The 23,381-nt window shown below is 68.8% G+C and carries 19 protein-coding genes and 1 pseudogene; 9 read left to right on the top strand and 11 right to left on the bottom strand.

The window, feature by feature from the left end:
• Positions 1 to 54 precede the first annotated feature (54 nt).
• Both ACPW96_RS18795 and ACPW96_RS18790 read left to right on the top strand, forming a co-directional pair.
• Complete coding sequence (locus ACPW96_RS18795; protein WP_425821145.1) at positions 55 to 1,500, top strand: DUF2252 domain-containing protein; 1,446 nt, start codon at positions 55 to 57, stop codon at positions 1,498 to 1,500.
• 67 nt (positions 1,501 to 1,567) lie between these two features.
• Entirely contained in the window at positions 1,568 to 3,439 is a 1,872-nt protein-coding gene (locus ACPW96_RS18790) for an alkyl/aryl-sulfatase (RefSeq protein WP_425884898.1), read from the top strand.
• Positions 3,440 to 3,462: 23 nt separating this feature from the next.
• Here the strand turns inward: ACPW96_RS18790 and ACPW96_RS18785 are convergent, their stop codons facing one another.
• On the bottom strand, positions 3,463 to 4,122 hold the full coding sequence (locus tag ACPW96_RS18785; protein WP_425884896.1) for a hypothetical protein: 660 nt from the start codon (positions 4,120 to 4,122) through the stop codon (positions 3,463 to 3,465).
• Positions 4,123 to 4,281: 159 nt separating this feature from the next.
• Between ACPW96_RS18785 and ACPW96_RS18780 the strand changes: the two genes are divergently transcribed.
• The 4 genes from ACPW96_RS18780 to ACPW96_RS18765 are packed head-to-tail and all read left to right on the top strand — an operon-like array spanning position 4,282 to position 7,587.
• On the top strand, positions 4,282 to 6,045 hold the full coding sequence (locus ACPW96_RS18780) for a SulP family inorganic anion transporter (protein WP_425884895.1): 1,764 nt from the start codon (positions 4,282 to 4,284) through the stop codon (positions 6,043 to 6,045).
• 10 nt (positions 6,046 to 6,055) lie between these two features.
• Entirely contained in the window at positions 6,056 to 6,727 is a 672-nt protein-coding gene (locus ACPW96_RS18775) for a GAP family protein (RefSeq protein ID WP_425821149.1), read from the top strand.
• A gap of 47 nt (positions 6,728 to 6,774) precedes the next feature.
• Positions 6,775 to 7,203 (top strand): DUF6325 family protein, encoded by a 429-nt coding sequence (locus tag ACPW96_RS18770; RefSeq protein ID WP_425821150.1) that lies wholly within the window; start codon positions 6,775 to 6,777, stop codon positions 7,201 to 7,203.
• A 9-nt stretch (positions 7,204 to 7,212) separates the two neighbouring features.
• A complete protein-coding gene (locus tag ACPW96_RS18765; RefSeq protein WP_425821151.1) occupies positions 7,213 to 7,587 on the top strand; it encodes an SHOCT domain-containing protein in 375 nt (124 codons plus the stop codon).
• Between the two features lie 28 nt (positions 7,588 to 7,615).
• Here ACPW96_RS18765 and ACPW96_RS18760 read toward each other — a convergent pair whose 3' ends face one another.
• On the bottom strand, positions 7,616 to 8,761 hold the full coding sequence (locus tag ACPW96_RS18760; protein WP_425884893.1) for an AI-2E family transporter: 1,146 nt from the start codon (positions 8,759 to 8,761) through the stop codon (positions 7,616 to 7,618).
• A gap of 70 nt (positions 8,762 to 8,831) precedes the next feature.
• Here ACPW96_RS18760 and ACPW96_RS18755 point away from each other — a divergent pair, with 70 nt between their 5' ends.
• Both ACPW96_RS18755 and ACPW96_RS18750 read left to right on the top strand, forming a co-directional pair.
• A complete protein-coding gene (locus ACPW96_RS18755) occupies positions 8,832 to 9,725 on the top strand; it encodes a formylglycine-generating enzyme family protein (RefSeq protein WP_425885066.1) in 894 nt (297 codons plus the stop codon).
• Between the two features lie 78 nt (positions 9,726 to 9,803).
• Positions 9,804 to 12,143, top strand: a complete 2,340-nt coding sequence (locus ACPW96_RS18750) for an arylsulfatase (protein WP_425884891.1) — start codon at positions 9,804 to 9,806, stop codon at positions 12,141 to 12,143.
• A 74-nt stretch (positions 12,144 to 12,217) separates the two neighbouring features.
• Here the strand turns inward: ACPW96_RS18750 and ACPW96_RS18745 are convergent, their stop codons facing one another.
• From ACPW96_RS18745 to ACPW96_RS18725, 5 genes are read right to left on the bottom strand one after another with little or no spacing between them, the layout of a single operon-like run.
• Positions 12,218 to 13,858, bottom strand: a complete 1,641-nt coding sequence (locus ACPW96_RS18745; RefSeq protein WP_425884889.1) for a SulP family inorganic anion transporter — start codon at positions 13,856 to 13,858, stop codon at positions 12,218 to 12,220.
• Between the two features lie 22 nt (positions 13,859 to 13,880).
• On the bottom strand, positions 13,881 to 14,258 hold the full coding sequence (locus ACPW96_RS18740; protein ID WP_425884887.1) for a PLDc N-terminal domain-containing protein: 378 nt from the start codon (positions 14,256 to 14,258) through the stop codon (positions 13,881 to 13,883).
• Positions 14,259 to 14,295: 37 nt separating this feature from the next.
• Complete coding sequence (locus tag ACPW96_RS18735; RefSeq protein ID WP_425884886.1) at positions 14,296 to 15,237, bottom strand: HAD family hydrolase; 942 nt, start codon at positions 15,235 to 15,237, stop codon at positions 14,296 to 14,298.
• A 47-nt stretch (positions 15,238 to 15,284) separates the two neighbouring features.
• Positions 15,285 to 17,360: an ABC transporter ATP-binding protein gene (locus ACPW96_RS18730; RefSeq protein WP_425884884.1), complete on the bottom strand. Its 2,076-nt coding sequence runs from the start codon at positions 17,358 to 17,360 to the stop codon at positions 15,285 to 15,287.
• A complete protein-coding gene (locus ACPW96_RS18725; RefSeq protein ID WP_425821156.1) occupies positions 17,357 to 19,084 on the bottom strand; it encodes an ABC transporter ATP-binding protein in 1,728 nt (575 codons plus the stop codon). Before ACPW96_RS18725 ends, ACPW96_RS18730 begins: the two co-directional genes overlap by 4 nt.
• Positions 19,085 to 19,293: 209 nt before the next feature.
• Here ACPW96_RS18725 and ACPW96_RS18720 point away from each other — a divergent pair, with 209 nt between their 5' ends.
• Positions 19,294 to 19,644, top strand: coding sequence for a VOC family protein (locus ACPW96_RS18720; protein ID WP_425821157.1), 351 nt, complete (start codon positions 19,294 to 19,296; stop codon positions 19,642 to 19,644).
• A 112-nt stretch (positions 19,645 to 19,756) separates the two neighbouring features.
• Here ACPW96_RS18720 and ACPW96_RS18715 read toward each other — a convergent pair.
• From ACPW96_RS18715 to ACPW96_RS18700, 4 genes and pseudogenes are all read right to left on the bottom strand, one after another.
• Positions 19,757 to 20,142: pseudogene (locus ACPW96_RS18715) on the bottom strand (SLC13 family permease); the annotation flags it as partial.
• 126 nt (positions 20,143 to 20,268) lie between these two features.
• Positions 20,269 to 20,880 carry a hypothetical protein gene (locus ACPW96_RS18710; RefSeq protein ID WP_425884881.1) on the bottom strand — a complete coding sequence of 204 codons (612 nt, stop codon included), beginning with the start codon at positions 20,878 to 20,880 and terminating at the stop codon, positions 20,269 to 20,271.
• Positions 20,881 to 20,938: 58 nt separating this feature from the next.
• A complete protein-coding gene (locus ACPW96_RS18705; protein ID WP_425884879.1) occupies positions 20,939 to 21,772 on the bottom strand; it encodes an endonuclease/exonuclease/phosphatase family protein in 834 nt (277 codons plus the stop codon).
• Positions 21,773 to 21,842: 70 nt separating this feature from the next.
• Positions 21,843 to 22,775 (bottom strand): DnaJ domain-containing protein, encoded by a 933-nt coding sequence (locus tag ACPW96_RS18700; protein ID WP_425821161.1) that lies wholly within the window; start codon positions 22,773 to 22,775, stop codon positions 21,843 to 21,845.
• Positions 22,776 to 23,381: the final 606 nt, after the last annotated feature.

The raw sequence follows: 23,381 nt of genomic DNA, 5'->3' as shown, positions 1-23,381 counted from the left end.
CTGTGGCCACCTCGGTGCCGTGCGGGACCGAACACGTCGATGTGAGGAGATGTCATGAGCGAGCACGCCACCGCAACGGATCCGATCCCGCCGCAGCCCTCGGACTTCGCGGGCCGCCATGCGTACGGCAGGGCGGTGCGGGTGCACACCCCGCGGTCGAGCCATGCCGAGTGGTTGCCGGGCGAGAACCGCACCGATCCGGTGTCGCTGCTCGAGGAGCAGGCCACCTCGCGCGTCCCGGAGCTGATCCCCGTGCGGCACGGACGCATGATGGTCTCCCCGTTCACGTTCTATCGCGGCGCCGCGCTGCTGATGGCGGCGGACCTCGCGACCACGCCGAGCACGGGGCTCACGGTGCAGCTCTGCGGTGACGCCCATCTGTCGAACTTCGGTCTCTTCGGCTCGCCGGAGCGCCGGCTGGTCTTCGACATCAACGACTTCGACGAGACGCTGCCCGGGCCCTTCGAATGGGACGTCAAGCGCCTCGTCGCGAGCTTCGAGATCGCCGGCCGGCATCGCGGCTTCACCGACGAGGAACGGCGCGAGATCCTCCTCGCGGCCGGCCGCGGCTACCGGGAGCGGATCCTGAAGGCGGCAGGGGAGTCGGTGCTGGATGCCTGGTACGACAAGCTCGATGCCGAGCAGGTGCAGTCGTGGCTGCGGGAGGAGAAGGCGGCCGGCACGGCCGAGAAGCGACAGCTCAAGGGCTTCGAATCGATCGTCGCCAAGGCGCTCACGAAGGACCGGATGCGCGCCTTCGAGAAGCTCGTGACGAAAGAGGGCGGTCGCCTGCGTATCGTCTCCGAGCCGCCCATGATCGTTCCGGTGGAGGACATCGTCGGCTCCAGCCAGAGCACCGAACAGACGGAGGCCGCGATGCGGGAGATCCTCGCGTCATACCAGACCACTCTTCCCTCGAGGCGACACCCGCTTCCCGAGTACACCTACGTGCACATGGCCCGAAAGGTCGTCGGGGTCGGCAGCGTGGGGACCCGTGCCTGGATCATCCTGCTCACCGGCCGTGACGACGCCGACCCGCTCTTCCTGCAGGCCAAGGAAGCGCAGGAGTCCGTGCTCGAGCGCTTCCTCGGTGCGAGCGAGTACGAGGAGCACGGCGAGCGCGTGGTGCGCGGCCAGCGGATCATGCAGGCCTCGAGTGACATCTTCCTCGGCTGGCAGCGGGTGCAGGCCCCGCAGGACGGTGTCTCGCGGGACTTCTACGTGCGACAGCTGCACGATTGGAAGGGCTCCCTCGATCCGGAGGTGATGGTGCCCCGTGGTGCGCTGCTGTACGCCCGCATCTGCGGCGAGACCCTGGCGCGCGCACACGCCCGCTCCGGCGACCGCGTGGCGATCGCCGCGTACCTCGGCAAGTCGACGACCTTCGAGGAATCCATCGCCGATTTCGCCGAGGCCTACGCCGAGCAGAACGACGCCGACTATCAGGCCTTCATCGCGGCCATCGACTCTGGCAGGCTGAAGGCGACCCCGGGCCTCTGACTTCTCCTCCGGATGCCGGCAGCTCGGGCATTCCGCCGCACCACCCCGCCATTCGGAACGGATCCCCATGCAGAACAAGCCCGTCACGCCCGCCGTCGAAGAGGCCCACCGGGCGCTCTCCGCCTCGCTGCCGTTCGCCGACACCTCCGACTTCGACGACGCCGACCGCGGCTTCGTCGCGGCCCTCGTGCCGGGTGTCATCACGCGGCCCGACGGCCAGGTGGTGTGGGACAACGACAGCTACGCCTTCCTCCACGGCGACGCCCCGGCATCCGTGCACCCGAGCCTGTGGCGTCAGTCGCAGCTCGTTGCGAAGCAGGGGCTCTACGAAGTCGTCGAGGGCATCTACCAGGGCCGGGGGTTCGATCTGTCGAACATCACCTTCGTCGAGGGCGACACCGGCGTCATCGTCATCGATCCGCTCATCTCCACCGAGACGGCCGCGGCTGCGCTCGCCCTGTATCGCGAACACCGCGGCGAGCGCCCCGTGGTGGCGGTGATCTTCTCGCACAGCCACGTCGACCACTTCGGCGGCGTCTTCGGCGTCACCAGCGAGGCCGAGGTGCAGTCGGGCGCCGTGCAGGTGATCGCCCCCGAGGGCTTCGTCGAGCACGCGGTCGCCGAGAACGTCTACGCCGGCACCGCGATGTCACGGCGGGCCGGCTACATGTACGGCGCCGTGCTCGCCCGCGGGCCGCAGGGCCAGGTCGGGGCCGGTCTCGGCCAGACGACCTCCAGCGGGGAGGTGGGCATGATCGTCCCCACCCTGGAGATCACGACCACCGGCGAGACGCACGTCGTCGACGGCGTCGAGATCGAGTTCCAGATGGCGCCGGGTACGGAGGCGCCGTCGGAGATGCACTTCTACTTCCCGAAGTACCGCGCTCTCTGCATGGCGGAGAACGCCACCCACACCCTGCACAACCTGCTGACACTTCGCGGGGCGCTCGTTCGAGACCCCCACGTCTGGTCGCAGTATCTGACGGAGGCGATCGACACGTTCGGGGACCGCACCGACGTGGCGTTCGCATCCCACCACTGGCCGACCTGGAGCCGGGAGAGGGTGGTGCAGTATCTCTCGATTCAGCGCGATCTCTACGCCTACCTGCACGACCAGACCTTGCGCCTGATCAACCAGGGTTACCAGGGTGCGGAGATCGCCGAGCTCATCCAGCTGCCCCCTGCGCTCGAGAACGCGTGGAGCACGCACGGCTACTACGGCTCGGTGAGCCACAACGTCAAGGCGATCTACCAGCGGTACATGGGCTGGTTCGACGGCAACCCGACCCGCCTCTGGCCGCACCCGCCCGCCGAGCAGGCCAAGCGCTACGTCGAGGCACTCGGCGGCCTCGACCGCGTCGTGGAGCTCGCCCAGGCGGCCTTCGATGCCGGTGACTTCCGGTGGGCGGCCACACTGCTCGACCACGCGATCTTCACGGAGGAGCACCACGCCGCCACCCGCGCACTGCTGGCGGACACCCTCGAGCAGCTGGGCTACGGGGCCGAGAACGGCACGTGGCGCAACTTCTTCCTCTCCGGGGCGACCGAGCTGCGCGACGGCAACTTCGGAACCCCCACCGCCACCTCTGCTCCGGCGATCGTCGCGCAGCTCACGCCGGAGCAGCTCTTCGACGCGCTCGCGATCTCGGTGAACGGCCCCAAGGCGTGGGACCTCGACCTCTCGATCAACGTCGTCTTCACCGATCTGGATGCCGCCTACCGGCTGACGCTCCGCAACGGCGTGCTCATCCAGCGCAAGGCCGAGATCGACCCCGGCGCGACGGCCACCATCACGACGACGAAGCCTCGCCTGCTCGCGGTGATGGCCGGCGACGTCAGCTCCCCCGGGCTCGACATCACGGGCGACGCCACCGCGCTCAGCACCCTGATGGGTGTGCTCGACCAGGGCGACCCGGCCTTCAACATCGTCGTTCCCTGACGAGAGCGTCTCGGGTCACGCCGTCAGACGCGGACGGGGAACGTCAGCAGCACGACCAGGCCGACGAGCGCGAGGCCGCCGGCGAGGCCGAGGATGATTCGGGTGGCAAGCGGCGAGATGCCTCGCTGCGCGATCGCCGCCAGGAAGAGCACGAGGGCGAACATCACGGTCATCAGCGAGTAGTTGTCGCCCTTCTCGTTGAAGTCCAGTGCCTCGGCCTGCTTGGCATCCGCGCGCTCCTTCGCCGCCGCCGCCTTCTCGGTTCCGGGCGGCACGTACTCGGGGCGCTGAAACGGACCCCGCTCCTGCTGGCCGTCCGCCATCCATGCGTCGAAGGCGGCGGCGAACTGCTCCGAGAACCGGGCCTCGATGTAATCCGCCAGCTCGGTGTCTCCGTTCGCCTCGGCGAGCACCCACTGCGAATAGACGGCGAGGTCGAACCCGCGGGCGTCTCGGGCCTGGCTGTCGTAGTCGGCGGCTTCGATGCGCGCCGCGGATGCCTCGCTGAATGCGACCGAGGAGTCGCCTCCCCACTTGTTCGACTCGAAGCCGCACCACGCCGTCAGCACCGCGACGAGGGACAGCAGGATGACCGCGATGAGCTCGTGCGTCTCGCTGTACCTGGGCGGCCGGTCGGCGGGAGGCGTCGCGCTCGCAGTCGTCGTCGCGGGGAGTCGGCTCATAGGGCTACGGTATTGCCCCTCTTCCGGTGGGCCGGGCATGCTCGTCATCCGATCCATGTGAAAGTCGGTCCATCCCGCGTCATTCGCTGGCAGCCCCTCCGTGCGGGCGATAGGTTCGGGATGCCGCGTTCCGCGGCGCCCTCGCCCTTCGGAGCCTTGATGCAGAAGCCGCTCGCCGGACTCACGCGACAGAACGTCGTTCGCGAAGCCGTCGCGGGTGTGACTCTGCTCGCGATCGCGATCCCGCTCAACATCGGCTACGCGCAGATCGCCGGGCTTCCGCCGACCGCGGGGCTCTACGCGCTGGTGGTGCCCACCGTGATATACGCGCTGGTGGTCTCCTCCCGGCAGCTGGTGCTGTCTCCGGATGCCGCGGCCGCGGCCCTCGTGGCGTCGTCGATCGGCGGTCTCGCCGTCGCGGGTTCGCAGGAGTACGCGACGCTCGCCCTCGCACAGGCGATCCTGTCCGGCCTGATGTTCCTGCTGCTCGCGGTCTTCAAACTCGGCTTCCTCGCGAACTTCCTCTCGAAGCCGATCCTCGTCGGCTTCGTCGGAGGGCTGGCCCTCGACATCCTGATCAGCCAGATCGCCAAGATGCTCGGGATCTCGATCAACTCGGGCGGTGAGTTCGTCGAGAAGCTCACCGACCTCGTGCTCGGGCTGCCGACGACGAATGTGATCTCGCTGACGATCTCCGTCCTCTCCGTCGCCATCCTGCTGCTCGGCAAGCGCTACCTCGGGGCGGTCCCCTGGGCCCTCGTCGTGCTCATCCTCGCGACGATCCTCGTGATGATCGCCGACCTCGACGATGCGGGGGTCGCCGTGCTCGGCGAGGTACCTGCCGGGCCGCCGGCCCTCACCTGGCCGGTCCTCGAGTGGGCGGCATGGCTCTGGCTCGTCCCGTCCGCGATGGCGCTGACGATGGTGACCACGGCCGAAGGCCTCCTGGTCGCACGCTCCTACGCCGAGAAGAACCGCTACCCGACCAGCCCCAATCGCGACCTGTTCGCTTTCGGCCTCGGCAATATCGCCGCCGGCGCGAGCGGGAGCTTCGCCATGGGATCGTCGACGTCGCGCACGGCGGCGATGGACCAGACCGGGTCGCGCACGCAGCTGCCCTCGCTCATTCTCGCGGCGGGAACCCTGCTGCTGCTGCTCTTCGGCACCGCCCTCCTCGCCGACATCCCCTCGCCGGCGATCGGCGCGATCGTCGCCGTCGCGATCCTGCCGCTCCTCGGCATCCGCGAGTTCCGCTCGCTGTGGCGTCTGGACCGCTTCGAGTTCCTCGTGGCGGCGACGTGCTTCCTGGTCACGCTGTTCATCGGCTCGATCCCCGGCATCGTCGTCGCCTTCGTGCTCGCGCTGATCAACCTCGCCAAGCGCGCCGCCAACCCCGCGATCGACGTGCTGGCGACGAACGACTCGCCCACCGACTCCCTCCTCGACGGGAGCCCCGCAGGCTCTGTGACGGTGCCGGGCGTCGTGGTGATCCGGCTCGCCGCACCCCTGTTCTTCGCCAACGGCGACGTCTTCTCGCAGGCGGTCAAGCAGGCGGTGAGCCAGTCGCATCAGGGGCCTGTGCACGACCTGGTCATCGACATGGAGGCGGTAAGCGATGTCGATGTCACCGCGGCCGAATCGTTCGCGGCGCTCAAGGGGTGGCTGCGCGGCGAAGGCGTGGTGTTGTCCTTCAGCCGCGTCCGCCCCGGCGCGCGCGAGCGCCTCACGGTGTTCGGAATCCTTGAGGGAGAGACCGTGTACCCCACGAACCGGGCAGCGACCGACGCTCTCGCGCCGCCCATGGGATGGCGTGAGAAGCTGCGCGACCGCCTCTTCGGCCACCCGGCTGTCCCCGAGCACCCGGACGTACCGGCCCCGGGCGCGCCGACGGAAGCCGCTCACATCACCCGCAGCAGCAACTAGACAGGACATCATGGGCCAGGTACTCGGAGACATCCTCCCCCTCGCCGTCGGAGTCGCGATCAGCCCGATCCCGATCATCGCGGCAATCCTGATGCTGCTCTCGCCCAAGGCGAAGGGCACGAGCGTCGGCTTCCTGCTCGGCTGGGTGGTCGGCATCGTCGTCGCCGTGACGCTCTTCACGCTTCTCTCGTCGGTGCTTCCCGAGAACGATGACAATGCCGCCAAGCCTGTCCAGGGCGTCATCCAGCTGCTGCTGGGGGCGGGGCTGCTCTTCCTCGCCCTCCGGCAGTGGCGCTCCCGCCCGGCCCCCGGTGAGCAGGCCGCTCTGCCGAAATGGATGTCGGCGATCGACACGATGACGGCCGGAAAGGGATTCGGGCTCGGCTTCCTCCTCGCCGCCGTCAACCCCAAGAACCTGCTGATGGGCGCCGGCGCGGGCCTCGTCATCGGTGGCGCGGGCCTGGAGGCGGGCGCGACCGTCGTGGCGATCCTCGTGTTCACCCTTCTCGCGGCCTGCTCCGTGGCGATCCCCGTGATCGCCTACCTCGTCGCCGCGAAGAGCATGGCCGGACCCCTCGAGTCGCTGCGGACCTGGCTCGTACAGAACAACGCGACCGTCATGGCCGTGCTGCTCCTGGTGATCGGCGCCGTGCTGATCGGCAAGGGGATCGCGAGCTTTTAGACACCCCGCGCCCGCGTTCGCGGGCGCCGGAGAAGAAAGGAAACGGAATGGTTGATTTCAAGTACGGTCCTGTCGAGCTGTATCTCGTCGGGTTCGAGGGGGAGCGGCCCTCCCCCGGCGTGTTCGGCGCCCTCGCCGACCTCATCGAGGCCGGGCTGGTGCGCCTGCTCGACCTCGTGATCATCTCCAAGTCGGAGAACGGTGACCTCGAGGTCGTCGAGATCGAGGACGAGGCCGAGAACTTCGGGCTCGGCAACCTCGAGCTGGTCGCGCTCGGTCTCGCGGGCAGCGAGGACATCGAGGAGTTCGCCGAGCTCATCCCGCCCGGCGCTTCGGCAGTGCTGCTGGCGCTGGAGCTGCTGTACGCCCGCGCACTCGCGAGCAAGGTCGCCGAGTCCGGCGGCGTCGTGCTGCGTACCGAGCGCATTCCCGCACCGATCGTCAACGCGGTCATCGACGCCGCAGAAGAGAACTAGGAGAAGAAGATGCCCCTTCGCAGAATGGGACGCCCGGGCCTCGTCGGCCTCGCCGCCCGCACCGCCGTCGTCGCCGGCACCGCCACCGCGGTCAGCGGCGGCATGCAGCGCCGCCAGCAGGGCAAGGCGCAGGACCAGTACGAGCAGGAGCAGTACGAGGCGGCGCAGCAGCAGGCGCAGATCGACGCCGCCGCTCAGGCCGCAGCGGCGCAGTACGCGCAGCCGCAGTACGCTCCCCCGCCTCCGCCGGCACCCGCCGCGCCGGCCGCGGCCGCGGGTGGCACCGACATCGTGGCGGAGATCCAGAAGCTCGCGGCACTGAAGGACGCGGGCGTGCTGAGTGACGAGGAATTCGCCGCCGCGAAGGCCAAGCTGCTCGGCTGAGCGACCGCCGAGCCCGAGGAGTCGCGCGTCAGCGCGAGCGTCCGACCGGCCCCCGTCCCCGCTTCTGCGGCGGCGGGGGCCTCTCGCCGCCGGGGGCGGGCATGGGAGACGCGGCCGCTCGAGGCGCGGCATCCGTGTCACCCGACAGCCACCGCAGCCACAGCGCGTCCGGATCGCCCTCCAGCACGAGTGCGCGCACCAGCAGCGTGAGCGGGATGGAGAGGATCGCGCCGAGCGGGCCGATGATGAACGTCCAGAAGATCACCGAGAAGAAGCTCAGCGTCAGGCTGAGGTTCACCGCGTCGCTGACGAACTTGGGCTGCACGAGCACCTGCAGTGTCACGTTCACGACGCAGTAGATCGCGATCACGATGAGCATCAGCGGCCAGCCCCCGACCACGAGCGCCAGCAGCGCGGGCGGGATGAGCCCCAGCACGAAGCCGATGTTGGGCACGAAGTTCGTCACGAACGCGAGGATCGCCCAGACGGCCGGAACCGGGATGCCGAGGGCCCACAGGGCGAGCCCGTCGACGATCGCGACCACGGCGCCGAAGCTCGCGTTGACGACGTAGTACCGGCGGACCCCCGAGTTGAAGCGCCCGATGCGCTCGAGCGTTCCCCGCCGCGCCGCTCCGAAGCGCTGGGCCGCGTTCTCGTAGCGCGCGCCGTCGGCCGCCATGAAGATGACGTACGCGAGCACGAAGAAGAACGCGGTGAGGATGCCGAGCGCCGTGCCGCCGAGGGACGTGGCCAGCCCCACCAGCGCGGAGGGGTCGAGCACGCCGGCCGCGGCATCCGCCGCCTGCTCGTCGAGCCCCACGGACTGCAGCCAGGCGACGACGTTGTCGGCGGTCGCCTCGAGCTCATCGGCATAGTCGCCGATGAGCAGCACGAACTGCCTTCCGGCGTAGAAGAGCAGGAACGCGAGGATCGCAAGGATGACGTAGGCGACGACGATCACCGCTGTCGTGGCGAGCCAGCGCGGCCAGCCGCGCCGCTCGAGGGGCCGGCGGAGGGGCTGGCAGATGATCACGAGCACCGCACCGAGCACGAGCGGGCCGACGAGCTCGCGCGCGAAGTACAGGCCGGCGAGCGCGATCACCGCGGCGGCGAGGCCGAGCAGCGTGCGCAGCATCGGTGACAGCAGCGCCGGAGATTCATCGTTTCGTGGCATGGCGGCCTTTCCGGGGGCCAGACTATCGGCCGCCTCTCCCGGCGCAGGTTAGCGTTGGGGGGTGGCCGAGATGATCGCGATCCCGGGCGGCACGCTGCGTATGGGGTCCGCCGAGTTCTACCCCGACGAGGGACCGGTGCACGAGCGGGTCATCGAGCCTTTCGAGCTCGATGCGCACCCGGTCACCAATCAGCAGTTCGCCGCCTTCATCGAGGCGACGGGCTACGTCACGGTCGCGGAGCGCGACCTCGATCCCGCCGACTTCCCCGGAGCCGATCCGGCAGAGCTGGTGCCGGGCGCCCTGGTGTTCACCCCGACGGGCGGCCCCGTGGACCTGCGCGATTGGCGGCAGTGGTGGCGCTGGCAGCCCGGCGCCCGCTGGCGCGAGCCGTTCGGGCCCGGTTCCTCCATCGACGAGCGGCCGCGGCATCCGGTCGTGCATGTGAGCTTCGAGGATGCGACCGCGTACGCCGAATGGGCCGGCAAGCGGCTCCCCACCGAGGCCGAGTGGGAGTGGGGCGCGCGGGGCGGGCTCACCGGCGCTCGGTTCGCATGGGGCAACGAGCAGAATCCGGCGGGCGAGGTGCTGGCGAACACGTGGCAAGGCGCATTCCCCTACCGGAATACCGGTGCCGCGGGCTGGGTGGGAACATCTCCGGTCGGCACCTTCCCGGCGAACGGATACGGCCTGATGGACATGACCGGCAACACGTGGGAGTGGACGAGCGACTACTACGAGCCGCGGCATCCCCTGCCCGGTGTCTCGGGCGTCGACGCCGGCCCGCGGACGAATCTCCTCGCGGCCCGGAGCGCAGAGCCGGGCTCTCGCATCCCGCGGCGGGTGCTCAAGGGCGGCTCTCACCTCTGCGCGCCTGAGTACTGCCTGCGCTACCGCCCCGCTGCGCGCAGCGCCCAGGCCGAGGACACCGCCATGACGCACATCGGCTTCCGCTGCGCGCGCTGAAAGTCTGGCCTCTTCGCTCCACCCCACCGTAGGCTCAGAGGACGGGGGCAGGGTTCGATGTCGATGGAGGAATGCGCTGTGGCCAGAGAGTTCCAAGGAAAGATCGAGCTGGACGTCCGCGATTCCGTCGCGGACTGGGATGCGTTCCTCCCCGGCAAGGCACCCGAGGGTGCGCCGAACGTGCTCGTCGTGCTCTACGACGACACGGGCACCGCCGCATGGTCGCCCTATGGCGGGCGCATCGACATGCCGACGATGGACCGCCTGGCCGCGGGTGGGCTGACGTACAGCCAGTGGCACACCACCGCGCTCTGCTCGCCGACCCGCTCGACGTTCCTCACGGGACGCAATCACCATCAGAACGGCTTCGCCACGATCTCGGAGTCCTCCACGGGGTTCCCCGGCTACAACTCGCACATCCCGCCCACGAACGCCACGATGGCGAACGTGCTCCGGGATGCCGGCTGGGCCACGTTCTGGGTCGGCAAGAACCACAACGTCCCGATCGACGAGTGGACCGCCGGGGCGTCGAAGAAGAACTGGCCGCTGGCCCAGGGCTACGACCGCTTCTACGGGTTCATCGGCGGCGAGACGAACAATTGGTACCCCTCACTCGCCGAGGACAACCACTACATCGACCAGCCGTACATGCCCGAGGACGGCTACCACCTCTCCAAAGACCTCGCCGACCAGGCGCTCAAGATGATCCGCGACGTGAAGCAGACCGAGCCGGGCAAGCCCTGGTATATGTGGTTCTGTCCCGGGGCGAATCACGCGCCGCACCATGCGCCCGAGGAGTACATCGCCAAGTACAAGGGCCGCTTCGACGACGGCTATGAGGCGTACCGCGAGTGGGTGCTGCCGCGCATGATCGAGCGAGGCATCCTGCCCGCCGACACCGACCTCACGCAGATGAACCCGATGCCCGACGGCACCTTCACGCAGACCGACCTCGTGCGGCCGTGGGCGGAGCTCAACGACGAGGAGAAGGCGATGTTCTGCCGCATGGCGGAGGTGTTCGCCGGCTTCTCGGAATACACAGACGCGCAGGTCGGCCGCATCGTCGACTACCTCGAGGAGTCGGGCCAGCTCGAGAACACGCTCATCCTGTACTGCGCCGACAACGGCGCATCGGGCGAGGGCAGCCCGAACGGCTCCGTCAACGAGGGCAAGATCTTCGGCGGGTACCCCGACTCCCTCGAAGACAACCTGCGCCTCGTCGACAAGCTCGGCAGCCCGGACACCTACAACCACTACCCGACCGGGTGGGCGATGGCGTTCTCGACCCCGTACCGCATGTTCAAGCGCTACTCCTACCAGGGCGGCGTGTGCGACCCGCTCGTCATCCACTGGCCGGCGAAGATCGCCGCCCAGGGCGAGGTTCGCTCGCAGTACCACCACTGCACCGACATCGTGCCGACGATCCTCGAGGCGTGCGGGGTGGAGATGCCCGAGACGTACGCCGGGGTCGAGCAGAAGCCGCTGGCGGGGATCTCGATGGGTTACACGTTCCAGGCCGACGGGCCCACCGAGAAGAAGACCCAGTACTACGAGATGCTGGGCAGCCGCGGCATCTGGCACGAGGGTTGGAAGGCGGTCGCCGAGCACGGTCCGATGGCGGGCATCGCCGGGTTCGAGAACGACGTGTGGCAGCTCTTCCATACGGATGTCGACCGGGCCGAGGCGCACGACCTCGCCGCCGAGCACCCCGAGAAGCTGGAGGAGCTGAAGGCCCTGTGGCTCGAGGAGGCGAAGGCGAACGACGTGCTGCCGCTGAACGACCTGCAGATCATCGGCAACGCGAAGGACTTCGAGACCTTCGTGGCGATGGAATTCCACCAGCCGGCGCCACCGAGCGGTCAGTTCGTGTACTACCCCGGCACGTCCGAGGTGCCCGAGCGGTCGGCGGCCAACGTGCACAACGTCTCGTACAAGATCCTCGCCGAGGTCGACGTGACGCCCACCACCGAGGGCATCATCTTCGCTCACGGGTCCCGATTCGGGGGGCACGCGCTGTTCATCCAGGACGGAACGGTCACCTACGCCTACAACTTCCTCGGCATCCCGCCCGAGGACCGCATCCAGGCGCCGGCGCCCACTTCGGGGAAGCACATCATCGGCATCGAGTTCACGAAGGAGCGGATGGGCGAGTTCCGGGAGGGCATCGGCCCCCTGAAGCTGTACATCGATGACCAGCAGGTCGGTGAACAGGAGATCCGGACCGTGATGGGGCACTTCTCGCTGTGCGGAGAGGGGCTGTGCATCGGCTACGACTCCGCCGACGCCGTCTCGAGCATGTACGCGGGGTCGAGGTTCGAGTTCACGAATGGCGAGATCGCGAAGGTCGTCTTCGACATCGCCGACGATGCGTACATCGACGTCGAGGCGCACCTCGCGGCGGCGATGGCACGGGACTGACGGACCGCACCACAGGGTGACACGACGAGGGACCGGATGCCGCGGCATCCGGTCCCTCGTCGTTCTGGTCTGCGTCAGGGGGCGGATGCCGCGGCCAGCGCGGCCTGCACGCTCGTGTGCACACGGCGCTCGTGGTCGAGGATCATGAACCACGGCGTCCTCGCCGCCACGGCGGCCGCCCGCTCCGGCAGCGCAGCCACGTGCAGCGCGATGCCGTGCTCGCCGAGCTCGCGGTCGAGGTCGGCGAGAGCATCGAGCACCGTGATCGAGATGGCCTCGAGGCGCTGGAGGTCGAGCACGACCGCGTCGACGGGCGGAGTCTGAGCGGTCGCGAGCTCGATGATCGCGCGCTCGTTCGCCAGCACGTTGGCGGTGTAGAGCGCGCGACCGAGATGGATCGCGATGGTGTCGCCCCGCCGCCCGATGACCGAGAGACGAGGGATGTTCAGCTCCCGCAGCACCAGCACGAGGGTGACGACCACGCCGACCGCGACTGCGGCGAGCAGCCCCGCGACGAGCCCGATCACCGCGACGCTCAGTGCCATCCAGAAATCGAGCGGGCTGATGTGGGACCAGCGCACCAGCTCCGGGATGTCGATCAGGCCGATCACCGCGACGAACACCATCGACGCGAGCGTCGCCTCGGGAAGCAGGCTCAGCACGGGCCCGAGGAAGAGGGCGACGAGCACGGCGAGCGCGACCGTCACGAGCGTGGAGAGCTGGGTCTTGGCGCCTGCGCTCTGGTTGACGGCGCTCTGCGAGAAGCCTCCGGCCGCCGGCATCGTCGTGAAGAACGCCCCCGCGACATTGGCGGCGCCGGTAGCGAGCAGCTCCTGGTCGCTGTCGATCTGGGGCTCGGTGGTGCGACGGATGCCGCGCGCCACGGCCGCCGATTCGAGGAAGGCCATGATCGCCACCGCGAAGGCACCGGGCAGCAGGGCGCCGAGGTGGCTGAAATCGGGGATGCCGGGCACCGGCAGCCCGCCCTGTACCGGCTCGATGAGGTTCACCCCGGCCGCCGCGAGACCGCCGAAGGCGACCAGCAGGATGCCGCCCACCACCACCACGAGCGTGCCCGGGATCTTCGGCGCGAAGCGCTTGAGCAGCACGAGGGTGAGGATCGAGGCGACCGACAGTGCGATCGTCGGCCAGTTGACGGTGGTGAGCGCCTCGCCCACTGCGGCGAGCGAGCGCAGGAAACCGTGGCCGGAGAAGTTGTATGTCTCCCCGAGCAGCTTCGGCAGCTGGCCGACGGCGACGGTGGCCCCCACGCCGATCTTCAGCCCGAGCACGGTTGCGCCGCTGATGTTCTCCACCAGGGCTCCGAGCCGGAACAGCCGCGCGAGCAGGAGGATCGCCCCGACCAGAAGAGTGAGCGCCATGAGCGAGCCGAGGGCGTCGTCAGACCCGGCTGCCACTCCGGCGGAGACCAGCGTCGTCGCGGTGAGGGTGGCGATCGTCGAGGTCGTCGACACGCTCATGGCCCGTGATCCGCCGAGCAGGGCGTAGACGAGCATCGGCACGATGCACGTGTAGAGTCCGACCTCCACCGGCAGGTTCGCGATGGTCGCGTAGGCCATCGCCTGTGGGACGACGACGGCCCCGGCCGAGATGCCGCCCACGATGTCCGGCGCGAGCCACGCCCGCTGATAGCGGTCGAAGGTCGGGAGCAGCCAGGTGGCGCGGCTCGGGGCCGGGGCCGTCGGGATGGTCACCCCTCGAGACTATCCACGGTGATCAGCCGGTTGCCCTCAGCGCCTTGTCCTTGATCGCCTCGTACTCGCCCTGGCTGATGACGCCCTGGTCGGCGAGCGCCTTCGCCTTGCTGATCTCGTCGGCCGGATTGTCGAACCTTCTCGGCTTGTAGTCGTCGTCTTCGCGGACCTCTTCCCGCCCGTACGCCCGCCGCTCGGCCATGCCCTTGCCGCGCGCGATCAGGTAGATCAGCGCGCCGAGCGCGGGGAAGAAGCAGATCAGGATGATCCATCCCGCCTTGCCCCAGCCGCTCACGGTGTGGTCGCTGAAGAGGTCGAAGATGATGAAGATGACGACGCAGATGAACGAGATCCATATGAACGCCCAGAACAGCCAGACCAGGTAATCGGAGAAGCCCATGTCGGACCCTTTCTTGTTTGGTGGGGGAGCGCCGCGGTCAGCTCGCGGGCTCCGGGGGGAAGACGGTGCTCCAGTCGTGCTTGACGCTGACCCGGGTGATGCGCCCGGCACTCGCGAGCGCGAGCGCCCGTTCGGCGCCCTTGTCGTAGGGGTCATCGCCGCGCCCCGTGTCGTCGTCGTGGTGGATCAGCAGGGAGAAACCCGGGCGGTCGGCTGAGTGAGCGAACCTCAGCATGGGGATGTCGCCGTTCGAGTTGCCGCCCGCGAACAAGGGGCGCCGCCCGATGCGCGACCAGATCCGCACCGGCTTCTCGGGCCCGTCATCCATGAAGGAGAAGGACGCCCCGTAGCGGACGACGTTCGCCTCCGCGTCATACGCGAGCCCCAGCGCCGAGCCGATGACCCGCTCAGGGGGAATGCCGTAGGCCGCCTCCGTCATCGGACGCATGAAATCGCGGTCGCCGCCGGAGACGATGTAGCACGTGAAGCCGTGCTGCTCCAGATAGCGGAGCAGCTCGAGCATGGGCTGATAGACGACATCCGCGTACGGTCGGCGCAGGACGTGGTGCATCGCATCGCGGTAGAACGCGGCGACCTCGCTCTCGTAGTCCTCGACGCTGACTCCGTCGGTCAGGGACACCAGCGCGCCGATCATCGTCCGGAGATCCTCGTCGTCGCCCGCATAGTGCTTGTCGAGGGCTGCTCCGAGCCACCCCAGGTCGCCGGCTGCGACAGCCCGGTAGGGCTGGCGCTCCGCCAACGAGGGGTCGTGCTGCGCATGGGCCGCCCACTTCTCGACGATGTAGGCGAGTTGCGTCGGCATCGGCTTCTCGGTCCAGAGCGTGCCGTCGTTGTCGAACACCGCGATGCGCTCGGCGATCGGCACCGCGTCGGCGCCGTCGCCGCTCACCGACTCGACGAAGTCGATGATGGCGCGGCGCGTCGCGGTGTCGCGCCAAGACGGGAGCAGCTCCGGCACGGTGTCCTCTCACAGGTTGTTGCGAGTCCGAACCTACTCCCTGCGCGTCACGACGACGAGGAGGCGGCTCCTGCTGTTTCCTCCGCGCCGGAGACGTCTGCCACGTCGGCCTCCATGCGCGCCAGCTGCTCATCGGTCTCGGCGGCCGCCTGCTCGAACTGCGAGCGGTAGAGGCGCCAGTAGGCGCCCTCCGCCGCGATCAGCTCTTCGTGCGTCCCCTTCTCGACGATGTCGCCGTGCTCCATCACGAGGATGAGGTCGGCGTCGCGGATCGTGGAGAGACGGTGCGCGATGACGAAGGACGTGCGGCCCTCGCGAAGCGCGGCCATGGCGTGCTGCAGAAGGAGCTCGGTGCGGGTGTCGACCGACGACGTCGCCTCGTCGAGGATGAGCACCGACGGCTGGGACACGAACGCACGGGCGATCGTGATCAGCTGCTTCTCGCCCGCCGAGACGTTCGACGCCTCCTCGTCCAGGACGGTGTCGTAGCCCTCCGGAAGGGAGTGCACGAACCGGTCCACGCGTGTCGCCTTGGCCGCCTCGATGACCTCCTCATCCGTGGCCGTCTCGCGGCCGTACCGGATGTTCTCGCGGATGGTTCCGGCGAACAGCCAGGGGTCCTGAAGCACCATTCCCGTGCGCGACCGCACGTCGTCGCGCGTCAGTTCGGCGATGTCCTGTCCGTCGAGCAGGATGCGGCCGCCGTCGAGCTCGTAGAAGCGCATGATCAGGTTGACCAGTGTCGTCTTGCCCGCACCCGTGGGGCCGACGATCGCGACCGTCTGGCCAGGCTCCACCCGGAACGAGAGGTCCGTGATGAGGGGGCGCTCGGGGGTGTATGAGAAGCGCACGTTCTCGAACTCGATGACTCCTTCGCCGTCGAGGGGGTCCGGCGCATCGACCGAGTCCGGCTCCTGCTCTTCGGCATCCAGCAGCTCGAAGACGCGCTCGGCGGAGGCGACTCCGGACTGCACGACCGCGGCCATGCCGCCCAGCTGCGAGAGCGGCTGGGTGAACTGCTGGGAGTACTGGATGAACGCCTGCACGTCGCCGAGGCGCAGCTGTCCGTTGGCGACCATCAGTCCGCCGAGCACCGCGATGCCGACGTAGGTGAGGTTTCCGATGAACATCATGCCGGGCATGATGATGCCGGAGAGGAACTGCGCCTTGAAGCTCGCTTCGTACAGTTCCTCGTTCTCGAGCTGGAACTTCTCGCGCGAGTCGGCCTCGCGACCGAACACCTTGACGAGCGCGTGACCGGAGAAGGACTCCTCGACGCGGGCGTTGAGGCGACCGACCTTGCGCCACTGCGTGTTGAACGCCTTCTGCGAGCGCGGGCCGATCACGCCGAAGATGACGGCCATGAGGGGAAGCGACACGAGGGCGACGAGGGCGAGCTGCCAGGAGATCGAGAACATCATGATCAGCACGCCGATCACGGTGAGCACCGACGTCACCACCGAGGACAGCGACTGCTGCATCGTCTGCGTGATGTTGTCGATGTCGTTCGTGACGCGGGAGATCAGTTCGCCGCGCTGGACCTTGTCGAAGTAGGACAGCGGAAGCCGGTTGATCTTGATTTCCACCGACTCACGCAGGCGCCACATGGTGCGCACCATGATGATGTTGATCACGAAGCCCTGGATCCAGCTGAGGAACGAGGACACGACGTAGATCGCCAGGACGGCGACGATCACCATGCGGAGCGCCTCGAAGTCGACGCCGGCGCCGACCGCGAAGTCGTTCATCTCGCCCACGATGTTCGCGATATCGGTCTGCCCGGCGGCGCGCAGCGCGGTGACGACCTGCTCCTGCAACGTGCCTGCGGGGAACTGCGCGCCGAGGGAGTTGGAGACCGCCCCTTCGAACACGATGTTCGTGGCCTCACCCAGCAGCTTCGGGGCGATGACGGCGAGCACGACGCCGATGGCGCCGAGGATCGAGACGAAGGTGAACGCGACGGCGTGCGGCCGGAGGAGGCCGATCAGCCGCCGGAAGCTCTTGCCGAAGTCCGCGGCCTTGCCCGGCTTGACGCTGTCCCAGTCGCCGGAATTCTGCCTGGCCTGCTCGGCCAGCTCGAGTTCGAGGCGTTCCTCCTCTGTGAGGGTGTCCGGCGTGCTCATACCTCTACCCCCAGCTGGGACTGGACGATCTCGCGATACGTCTCGTTCGTGTTCAACAGTTCTTCGTGGGTGCCGTGGCCGACCATCTGCCCGTCTTCGAGCACCACGATCCGGTCGGCTTCCGTGATCGTCGAGACGCGCTGGGCGACGACGATCTTGGTGACATCCGGCAGCTCACGCCACAGCGCCTGCCGCAATCGGGCATCGGTCGTCAGGTCGAGGGCGGAGAACGAGTCGTCGAAGACGAGCACGTCCGGCTGGTGGATGATCGCGCGCGCGATCGCCAGGCGCTGGCGCTGGCCGCCGGAGACGTTTGTGCCTCCCTGGGCGATGCGCGCGCCGAGCTGGCCGTCCATCTCCTGGACGAAGTCCTTTCCCTGCGCGATCTCGAGTGCCTTCCAGAGCTCCTCATCGGTCGCCTCCTCGCGACCGAACCGCAGGTTGGAGGCGATGGTGCCGCTGAAGAGGAAGGGGCGCTGCGGGATGAGGCCGATGCCCTTCCAGAGCTCGTCGAGGTCGGCATCGCGCACGTCGACGCCGCCGACCCGCACCGCGCCGCCCGTCACATCGAACAGGCGGGGGATGAGGGAGATGAGGGTCGTCTTGCCCGAACCGGTCGAACCGACGATGGCGACGGTCTCGCCCTTGCCCGCGCGGAAGCTGATGCCACGCACGACGGGGAACTCCGCTCCGGGATAGGTCAGCTCGACGTCGTCGAACTCCACCGATCCGGGCTCCGGGAACTCGGTGACCGGGTTCTCGGCGCGGGTCAGGGTGGACTCGCTGGCGAGCACCTCGCCGATGCGCTCCGCGGACACCGCGGCACGCGGGATCATGATCGTCATGAAGCTCGCCATCAGCACGCCCATCAGGATCTGACCGACGTACTGCATGAAGGCGAAGAGGGTGCCGATCTCGACGCTGCCCTCGTTCACCTGGATGCCGCCGAACCAGATCACGCCGACGACGGTGACGTTCAGCACGAGCATGGCGACGGGGAACAGCAGTACGAAGAGCGAGCCCACCTTGCGGCCGACGACCATGATGTCGGTGTTGGCGACGGCGAACCGCTCCTCCTCGATGTCTTCGCGCACGAATGCCCGCACCACCCGCACGCCGGTGAGCTGCTCGCGCATGACGCGGTTGACCGCGTCGAGCTTCTTCTGGAAGGAGCGGAAGAGGGGAACCATCCGGCTGACGATGACCAAGGCGAACACGAGCAGCAGCGGCACGGAGACGGCGATGAGCCAGCTCAGCTGCGCATCCTGCTGGACGGCCATGATCACGCCGCCGATCGCCAGCAGCGGCGCGGTCACGAGCATTGTGGCGCCCATCATGGCGAGCATCTGAACCTGCTGCACGTCGTTGGTGTTGCGGGTGATGAGCGAGCCGGGCCCGAACTTGGAGACCTCGCGCTCGGAGAAGCCGCTCACCTTCTCGTAGACGTCGCGGCGGATGTCGCGCCCCGCCGCCATCGCGGCCCGGGCGGCGAAGTACGTCGCGATGATTGCCGCGACGATCTGGCCGAGCGAGATCGCCAGCATCACCGAACCGGTGGACCAGATGTACGCGGTGTCGCCCTTGGAGACGCCGTTGTCGATGATGTCGGCGTTGAGCCGCGGCAGGTACAGCGACGCCATGGCGGAGATGAACTGGAAGACCAGCACCCCCAGCAGGAGCCACCGGTACTGCTTCAAGTACTGGAAGAGGATTTTGCCGAGCACGGGAGTCTCCGAAAGGGGGGTGGCGAGGATTGATGTGTGCGGGCGACGCCGACGTTCCAGCGTGCCACGAACCGCCGACACGCTCGCGTGATCGGGGGCGTCGTCCGCTGAGGGCGGAAAGAGGGCGGGGGTCCCGCGTGCACGATCCCCCGGATGCCCGCCTTCGGTGCCGGGCCGCGGATGTCGCCGGGTCATGCTACGCCTATGTCATGACGAAGCACAATCAGATCGATCTCGTCGAGTTCCCCGCCGGCGATGCCGGCGCACTGCGCGCCGCCAGGGCGTTCTACGAGAGCGCCTTCGGCTGGGGTTTCACCGACTACGGCGAATATCTCGACACGTCGGACAGCGGCACGGTCGCGGGCATCAACGCGGTCGCAGACGAGCATCAGCAGCGGATGCCGCTCGTCGTGATCTACGTCGAGGACCTCGAGGCGGCGCGCGAGGGCGTGACGACCGCGGGCGGCACGGTGCTGCACGACATCTACGCGTTCCCCGGTGGGCGGCGGTTCCACTTCGTCGATCCGGCGGGCAACGAGCTCGCGGTCTGGTCGCAGTAGGTCGGCGCAGGCGGCCATCAACAGCACGGACAGCACGGTCAGCGGAAGGCCTGACGAGCGCGTACTCGAAGAACCCGAAGGCCTGCCCGCCGGCATCGACGGCGGCACTGGAGACGATGGGGTTCACCGGAGTGCCGGTCAGCGTCAGCAGCGACCCGGCGCTCGCCGCGAACGCGAGCGGCATCAGCAGCTTGGACGGCACCATCTTCGCCCGCACCGCAACGACGACGACCACGGGAACCAGCGCGGCCACCGCGCCGTTGATGCTGATGAAGGCCGCGAGCACCGCAACGAGCGCGCCGATGATCGCCGTGAGCCGGAATCGTCCGCTTCCCGCGCGTCCGATGACCTGCTGACCAGCCATGCCGTGACGCCCGTCGCAACCAGGGCCTCGCTCACCACGAAGAGCGAGGCGATGAAGAGCACGGTGGGGTCGCCGAAACCGGCAAGCGCCTGGGGAAGGGTCAGCACGCCGGTCAGGAACAGCGCGAGCGACACCCCGATGGCCACGATGGCGAGCGGCACCAGGCCGCTGACGAACGCGATCACCGAGAGCAACAGGATCGAGAGCGTGGGGACGATCGGATCTATGCGGTCAGCGTACCGACGCGGCTTCGCCGGGCGTCACGACCTCGTCGAGCTCAGGCGCACCGGTGTCGCGATGTAGCGGCTCTCGGCCGAGAGGTATCTGCCGGCCAGTCCGGCCACCAGCGCTCCCAGCCCGCCGACCGCCAGGTCGCCGATCGAGTCCTCGTAGCCGACGTAGATGGTCGGGTCCACGAAGGTGTGGCCCGCCCACTCGGCGACTTCCCAGACCACGCCGGCCGCGAGCCCGAACGCCACCGTCAGGCTCACGATCGCACCGCGGGGAACCTGTTCGGTGGCGGGATCCGGCACGACGGCGAGCCGCACGGCGAGGATGTAGAGGACCGCAGCGAGAAGTCCGTTCAGCGCGAAGTGCACGACGAGGTCCCAATAGCGCACCTGAGCGTACGTGTCGAGAACGGCGCTCCAGCCGGCGACGAGAAGAGCGATCCCGAAGGCCGCGTCCAGCGCGGGGCGGATGCCGAGGAAGCGCGGGATCACCAGACCCAGCAGCACGAGGGCGAAGACCGCGACATCCACCGGCGACCACCAGATCATGGCGGCGATGATGCTCAGCACACCCAGCACGCGCACGCCATCCGCACAGAGCTCCGCGACCCCGCGAGCCGGCCGGAGGAATGTCGCCTTCATCCCCCCAAGCGTAGGCGGCGTGGAACCGGGGCGGCCCGATCCCACGCCATCGCGAGCATCAGGAAAGGGCCGTCGATTCGAAGCGGATGCGCGCCTGCACCGGCTCGTGATCGGACGCCGCGGCGCCATCGAAGCGCACGGCGTTGATGCCGACGGCATCCACCGTCACCGCGTCGCTCACCAGGATCCAGTCGATGCGCTTGCCCCCGGTCTTCGGTGCTCGGTATCGCGAGAAGGTGTCCCACTCCGGTGTGAGGCGGGCCCGGGCGGCCGTCCAGGCGTCGCGCAGCGGACCGGATGTCAGGGTGCGGTACGGGGCCGATCGAGTATCGCTGTTCATGTCTCCGAGCACGAGGGTCGGCCGGTCGCTCCGACGCACGAGATCGACGATCATCTCGGCGGAGCGGGCGCGCGCGGCCCGCGAGAGGTGGTCGAGGTGCGCGTTGAGCACGCGGAACGGGATGCCGGTGGCTGTGTCGATCAGGTTCGCACTCACCAGCATGCGGGGCAGCAGGTTTCCCCACGTTCTCGAGCCCGCGACATCCGGGGTGTCCGACAGCGCGAGCTGACTCCAGCTCTCCAGGGCGATCCGGCGAGTGTCGTAGAGGATGGCGCACCGCTCGTCGCTGCCATCGGGGTTGCGCCCCCGACCCACCGCCCGGTACGCAGGTCCGAGCACGTCGGCGACGAAGGCGACCTGATCGGGCATGGCCTCCTGGATGCCGACGATCGTCGGCAGTTCGCGCTGGAGGATGGCGCGCAGGAGCGGGCGGCGCCGGGGGCCGTAGTCGGGGCTGCGGGGTGAGACGCGGGCGGCCCGCCGCCGGATGTTGTAGGTCATGACGTGCAGGTCCGGCGGCTCGACCGGACCGATCAACGCGTCGCCCGGCATCCACAAAGCGTAACCACGGGTGGAGGGCAGGGGGTCGGGTTGCGGGCGTGCTTCAGGTGCCGTTGCAGTGTCAGACGAAGCGGACGGTCTGCTGCAGGCGGGTGCGGATGTCGAAGATCTCGTTGCCGCCGATCGACCGGGCGCCCGGCACGCCCTGCCGCAGCAGGTTGCCGAGCGCGCCGCGGGCCACCGCGACGACCGGGATGCCGCGCACGCGGCCGAGCGGGATGACCGCCTGGTCGAGGTCCTCATCCGGGAGCACGACGATGGCTCCGCCGAAGCGCACGCCGGCCGCCCTGGCCACGACACGCATGCGGCCGAGCAGGTCGGCGACGGGCGACCCGTCCACGCCCTCGCCCGTGAGCTCGCCGCGGCGGACGCCGACCGGGCCGCCGAAGTCCTCCGACAGCACGGCGTAGAGCCCCGACGGGCTGAGCACGATGTGGTCGAGCTTGTCGTCGTTGCCGCCGCCGCGGCCGGCAGCCGCGACATCGTGCCAGACGGTGAAGCCCATGCCGAGGTCGGAGACGACGCGAGCGGTGGCCTCCTCGGCGAGTGCGTCCGCCAGCATCCGCCGCAGTTCCCGCGGAGCCCGCCGGACCAGGGCCGGGTCGTACGGGTCATCGAGGGCGACGCCGCGCCCGACCCATTCGCGCATCAGGTCGAGGTAGCGCTCGCGGCGCCAGCCGCCCGGCTGGCCCTGGGACCGCGCCTTCGGCCGCGTGTCGGCGGGCGGACGCGGCGCCGGACGCCATCCGGACCAGTCGGCGGGCGGCGGTGTGGCTCCGAACCCATGCCCGCGGTCATACGCGGCCCGTGCCTCGGGGGTGCCGACGAGTTCCCACGCGCGCTGGACGCTCACGAAGACGGCGGCGTCGCCACCGGTGTCCGGGTGCGTCTGGCGAAGGCGCAGGCGGTACGCCTTGCGGAGGCCCTCGACGTCGACGTCCGGGTCGACGCCCAGCACCTGGTAGGCGGACGCGGAGAGCGGACTGTCGAACACCGGCGCCTCCTCTCAGGCTGCCCGGCCACCGGGCGGCTTACAGGCTACCCGCCGGAATCCGGAGCGGCTCTCAGGTTCGCCCGGGGCGAAGAGCTGCGGCTCATGAGCATCGATGACCGCGCCCCCTGGTCCCGCAGCGACACTTCGTCTTGCTGCGCGCTCAGCGCCGAGCTATGTGAAGCGAAAAGCCCCAGCGGCCGAGGTTGCGGTCCCTGAGCGAGAGCAGCGAGACGAAGGGCGCTGACCAGCCGAGGTTCCCGTCCGTCAGCGAGCGCCGCGAGACGAAGGGCGTCGAATAGCCGGTCCCCGCCGATGCGAAGGGATGCTCGCGACGGAAGTTCCGGTCTCTGACGGAGGTCGCTTCGTCGCGTGAAGCGGTTGCCGAGCGGGGGACGCTTCGTCTCGCTGTGCGCGCTCAGCGAACGGGAGGCGGCGATCCGACGGGCTCTTCCACCGCAGCTCTGAGACCCCACTCTTCAAAAACCACCGTCTCGCGTTTGGGCCAGCGTGCTTCGTGTTGCGAAGCGGTTGGTTGCGTCCGGCATGGTGGTGTACGAACCCCCCGGTGACCGTGTCGCTGCGGACGTAGCGACGGTCACCGCGTGA

The sequence above is a fragment of the Micromonospora sp. DT81.3 genome (genome assembly GCF_049847225.1).
Classification (GTDB): domain Bacteria; phylum Actinomycetota; class Actinomycetes; order Actinomycetales; family Microbacteriaceae; genus Microbacterium.
The sequence above is the reverse complement of the archived record's forward strand: the minus strand, read 5'-3'. Positions and strand labels throughout refer to the sequence as shown.